The organism is Streptomyces soli, assembly GCF_003999195.1.
Classification (GTDB): domain Bacteria; phylum Actinomycetota; class Actinomycetes; order Streptomycetales; family Streptomycetaceae; genus Actinacidiphila; species Actinacidiphila soli.
Window position 1 is genome coordinate 1 of sequence record NZ_RJVR01000380.1, and the last position, 2,820, is coordinate 2,820.

Below are 2,820 nucleotides of genomic sequence, written 5' to 3' on the forward strand. Positions count from 1 at the left end.
CGCGCTTGCGGGCGGGGCGCGGCTTGGGCTCGCCGGCGGTGGGGTCGGGCTTGGCGCGGCGGGTCCGCTTGGCGGCGAGCTCGTCGACGGGGGCCTGTGGCGCGGGCTCGGGCTCGGGCTCGGCCTGCGGCTGGGGGGCGGGCTGGTCGGACGGGGCTTGCGGCTCGGGCTCGGGCTGGTCGTCGATGTCGACGCCGGCGGCGGCTGCGGCCTGGACGGTCGCCTCGACGTCGGGCTCGACGTCGGGCTCGACGTCGGGCTCGGGCTCCCAGGGTCGGTGGCCGACGCGGTTGGGCTTGGTGTCGAAGACGGGCAGCAGGTCGTCGTTGATGGCGGTGTAGATGACGGCTGCGGGGTCCTGTTCCTCGGTGAGGGAGTCGAGGTGGACGGCGGTGTGCCAGTGGTGGCCGCGCGGCAGGGGGACGACGTCGCCGGTGGGCTCCTGGCTGTTGGGCTGGGTGCCGCCGGTGGCCCACAGCTGGACGGTGCGGCCGTTGTGGATGAGGCGCATGCCGATGTGGCGCTTCTGGGGGCCGGTGAGGTGGACGACGCCGTCGTGGTCGGGGTCGGCGGTCTGCCAGGGGCCGAGGAGGTGGACGAGGGCTTCGCCGGTTTCGTGAAGGGCTGAGGGTGCGAGTTGCACGGTGTTCTCCAAGGGATCGGTGGTGCTGGTTGGTTGGGCGGCCCAGCCCCCGCCTGCTGGTGGCGGGCGGGGGCTGGTGGGGTCAGGCCGGGAGGCTGGCGAGGATGGTGCGCGCGGCCTCGGCGACCTTGGGGGCGCCTCCCTCTTCGCTGCCCGCGTAGTTGCCGGCGGCGCGGAGGGCAGCACGGGCGCTCGCGGTGTCGCCGTGGACGAGGTATTGGGCGGCGGAGTCGAACTGCACGGCGGTGACCGTCAGCGCGTTCTCCTGGTCGTCGCACAGGGCGCGGTTGGCGAGTGTTCGTGCGCGAAGGGCCCAGGAGCGGGCGTCTTGCGTGGCGGTGGCGAACAGGTCGAGCTGGTCCATGCGGCTTCTCCAAGAAGGGATGTCGTTCGGTTGAGAGTTGTGGCATATCTACGACCGGGCGGCGGGATTGCCCGCCGCCCGGCCCCGGGGGTCAGGCGAGGACGCGGATCTCGTCGCCGTCGTCGAGGAGCATCGAGAGGCGGGAGCCGCTGTCCCAGTCGACGTTGAGCTGCTGGAGGGCTGCGTTGTAGGAGCGGACGGTGCCTTCCGCACCGGGGCGGAGGTCGGTGTGGGGGTCGGTGGTGGCGACGAGGGCGATGCGCGTGCCGGGCTTGTACATGGGCTGCCTTCCGGCGTGGTGGGAGGGGGGCCGATCCCCCCTCCCCCGCTCTCTTATTCTAGTCCCTTCGGCGCGGGGGTCAAATCAAATTTCGGCGTTATCGCAGGTCAGACGGCCTGCGCGCATCCTGGTCTGGATGCGTGCGTGTCGCGCGGCTACCCTCGAACTCATGTACGAGCTGCCACCGGACCCGGAGCGCCTGCGGGTTATCCGCACCTTCCTGCAGCTACAGCTCGCCGCGGTCGACGAGAAGATCCGGCAGGTCGAGGACCGTCCCCACCCGGGGTGGCGGCTGGACCACATCCCCTCGGCTACGGGCGTCCGTGGCCGGGGCATGCTGCACCGCGGCGACTGCTGGATGCGGGGCGGTGGGAAGCCCCATGTGCTGACGAGGGAGGACCTAGTCATTGCGCTGCGTCTGCCCCGGGACGAGGTCGAGCCGTGCGACCAATGTCACCCCGAACGCGACGTCGAACCGTGACCGCCGGTTTCGGGGTCAGGGTGAAACGGCCGTGAGCCGGTCGAAGAGCGCCATCGCCTCCTCGAACGCCTCGGCCGCCGCGAGGTACCCGACGATCTGGTCCCGCTCCTCGAACAGGTGCACCCGCTCCCGCGCGGCCTGGTCGGGTAGGTCGCCTTCGGCGAGGGTGTCGCCGCAGGAGACCAGCACGTTGGGGCCCAGGCCCCACACGATGGCGTTGACGGCCGCGCCGGCGGCCGCGAGCGGGTCGAGGTCGTTGATCGCCCACCCATAGTCGGCGGGGTCCACGTGAAGGGTGCGCAGGTGCTGCGCGAGGGCCCGGAACATGCCGCCGGTGCCGCCGGCGGGCTCGTTGAACCACGACCCCTTCTTCGGCGGCTCGTTGACGAGCACGCGGGCCATCACGTCGCACAGTTCGGGCGGCGTGTGGTATTCGCCCATGCCCTGGCGGGCGCCGTGCGAGCGCAGCGAGGTGATCGTCCACGACATCAGGTCGGTGTCGGAGCGGGCGTCGGGGTCGGCGGAGCCGGTCATCTCCAGCACGCCGTACTTGAGCGCCGTGTCGGTCACCCGCCGCACCGCGTACACCTTCTCGTTCACGTCGTCCTCGGTGAGCCAGCCCATCAGCGGGGCCATGCGGGCGCCCAGGTCGGGGCGGTTGGCCCAGGTGGTCGCGTAGATCTCGCGGTAGCCCTGCAGCAGCTCCCAGTCGGTGCAGGTGCTGATGATGCGGGTGACGTCCTCGGTGTGGCCCTTGATGGGGAACAGGGCCAGGGCGGCGACGATGCTGACGGGGATGTCGATGCGGTAGCCGCCCCAGTTGGTGGAGTGCCAGGTGTCGGCGACGGCCTCGCCGAGCCGCTGCCCGGCCTCGCGGGGGTTGCCGATCATCAGCGGTGTGACGCCGCGCCGCGCGGGGATGGGGGTCTGCACGGACGGCAGCTCGGGGCGGGGGTCGGCGAACAGGCCGTCGGGCTCGGTGGCGGCCGCCACGACCGGGCGCGGCGCCGGCGCCGGTGCCGGTGCCGGTCGGGGTGCGGGTACGGCGGCCG

The 2,820-nt window shown here is 72.4% G+C and carries 4 protein-coding genes and 1 pseudogene; 1 reads left to right on the forward strand and 4 read right to left on the reverse strand.

Annotated features, from left to right (window positions below; genetic code table 11):
* The 3 genes and pseudogenes from EFK10_RS45865 to EFK10_RS48335 form a co-directional block, all read right to left on the reverse strand.
* Positions 1-655 (reverse strand): annotated as a pseudogene (locus EFK10_RS45865) (hypothetical protein); the annotation flags it as partial.
* A 70-nt stretch (positions 656-725) separates the two neighbouring features.
* The gene (locus EFK10_RS45870; RefSeq protein ID WP_127361557.1) at positions 726-1,007 is read right to left on the reverse strand and encodes a hypothetical protein; all 282 of its coding nucleotides are present in this window, start codon (positions 1,005-1,007) and stop codon (positions 726-728) included.
* A 91-nt stretch (positions 1,008-1,098) separates the two neighbouring features.
* Positions 1,099-1,287, reverse strand: a complete 189-nt coding sequence (locus EFK10_RS48335; protein WP_164836477.1) for a DUF4314 domain-containing protein — start codon at positions 1,285-1,287, stop codon at positions 1,099-1,101.
* Between the two features lie 169 nt (positions 1,288-1,456).
* On the opposite strand from EFK10_RS48335, the gene EFK10_RS45880 reads away from it, so the two are divergent.
* Complete coding sequence (locus EFK10_RS45880) at positions 1,457-1,768, forward strand: DUF6233 domain-containing protein (protein ID WP_127361558.1); 312 nt, start codon at positions 1,457-1,459, stop codon at positions 1,766-1,768.
* A gap of 15 nt (positions 1,769-1,783) precedes the next feature.
* Here the strand turns inward: EFK10_RS45880 and EFK10_RS45885 are convergent.
* The coding region (locus tag EFK10_RS45885) for an N-6 DNA methylase (RefSeq protein WP_206305851.1) at positions 1,784-2,820 on the reverse strand (1,037 nt) is incomplete at its 5' end.